Raw genomic sequence first — 1784 nt, 5'->3', positions numbered from 1 at the left:
TTGTTTCTGGGGTGCCTTGTGTCTCCATCGGCCCCTCGATTGCGACGCTTTATCGGACGCCGATGCGGCTCGAAGGGAGCGTTTCCGTCGCGATCTCGCAATCGGGACGCAGCCCGGACATCGTGGAAATGCAGCGTGCCGCACGAGACGGCGGTGCGCTGGCCCTCGCATTGGTCAACGATGTGGCCTCGCCACTCGCGCAGGAGGCCGAAATCCTGCTGCCGCTCTGCGCCGGCACGGAACGTTCCGTCGCCGCGACCAAATCGATGGTGGCCGGTCTCGTCGCGGGGGCGAGCCTCGTCGCGGCCTGGCGCGAGGATCGGCAGCTCGCAGACGCCCTCGCCGGCCTGCCGGACGTCCTGCGCGCCCAAACAACGCCCCCACCCGCGACGATACTGGAAAGACTTGCAAACGCCCGCAGCGCCTTCGTGCTCGGCCGGGGCGCGACGCTCGCGATCGCCGCGGAAGCGGCACTCAAACTCAAGGAAACGTGCGCGATTCACGCCGAGGCCTACTCCGCGGCCGAGGTGCTGCACGGCCCGGCCGAACTTGTAGCGTCGGGCTTCCCCGTCATCGCCTTCCTGCCGTCCGACCCGGCGCGCGAAGGCATGCTGCCGACGCTCACGGCGTTGGCCGACGCCGGGGCGACGGTGATCGTAATCGAAGCAGGCGGCGCCGATCAGTCGGATCGTCTCGCTTCGGCACGAGTCGAGGCTCCCCTGTTGGAGYCCATCGTCATGATCCACCGCTTCTACCGGCTTGCCGAAGCGCTTGCGCTCCGGCTCGGGCGCGATCCCGACCGCCCGCGCAATCTGCGCAAGGTAACGGAGACCGTCTGATGATCGTTCTGACCGGCGCGCGGATTTTCGATGGAGAACGCTTTCTCGATGACCGCGCGGTTGTCGTCGAAGGAGCGCGCATTGCCGCAATCGTTCCCCACTCCGAGAGACCTGACGGCGCAGTGCGGGATCTCGGCGGCGGCCTGCTTGCGCCTGGCTATGTCGACGTTCAGGTCAACGGCGGCGGCGGCGTCCTATTCAACCAGGACCCGACGCCCGAAGGCATCGCCCGCATCGCGGCCGCGCACCGTAAACACGGGACCATCGGGCTGCTGCCGACGCTGGTGACCGACGCGCCGCAGGTGATGGCCGCTGCCATCGCTGCGACGGGCGAGGCGCGGCGTCTGACCCCTGCGGCACTCGGCATTCACCTGGAAGGGCCCTTCCTGGATCCGCGCCGCAAGGGGGCGCATGAACTCAGCTACATCCGCGACCTCGGGCGCGACGACATCGCGACAATCGCCAAGGCAGATTGCGGCGCAGTCATGCTGACGCTCGCGCCCAATCGGGTCGGGACCGAGAGCATCGCCGAGCTCGCGCGGCATGGCGTACTCGTCTCGCTGGGCCACTCCGACGCGAGCTACGAGGAGGGGCGCAGGGCCGTGGAGGCAGGCGCGCGCGCGTTCACCCATTTGTTCAACGCGATGAGCGCACCGACCGGGCGCGAGCCGGGCATGGTCGGTGCCGCGCTCGATCTAGACGAGGCGTTCGTCGGCCTCATCGCCGACGGCCATCACGTCCACGAGGCGAATTTGCGCATCGCGCTTGCTGCCAAGCGGCGCGATCGCTTCATGCTGATTACCGACGCGATGCCGCCGGCGGCTGGCGGCCCCGATCATTTCGATCTTCAGGGCCGCCGCGTGACGTGCGTTGACGGCTGCCTGCGGCTCGACGACGGGACGCTCGCCGGCTCGGTTCTGACCATGGATGAGGCGGTGCGTTATG

The 1784-nt window shown here is 68.4% G+C and carries 2 protein-coding genes; both read left to right on the top strand.

Going from position 1 to position 1784, the window contains the following annotated elements:
* A partial coding sequence (locus AC1D00_RS39615) for an SIS domain-containing protein (protein WP_477014432.1) occupies nucleotides 1-839 on the top strand: 839 nt, incomplete at its 5' end.
* Nucleotides 839-1784, top strand: a 946-nt coding sequence (gene nagA / locus AC1D00_RS39610; RefSeq protein WP_477014431.1) for an N-acetylglucosamine-6-phosphate deacetylase, incomplete at its 3' end; no start/stop codon positions are given. The genes AC1D00_RS39615 and nagA, both read left to right, overlap by 1 nt.

Source organism: Bradyrhizobium sp. P2_E8 (genome assembly GCF_056403875.1).
The sequence above is the reverse complement of the archived record's forward strand: the minus strand, read 5'-3'. Positions and strand labels throughout refer to the sequence as shown.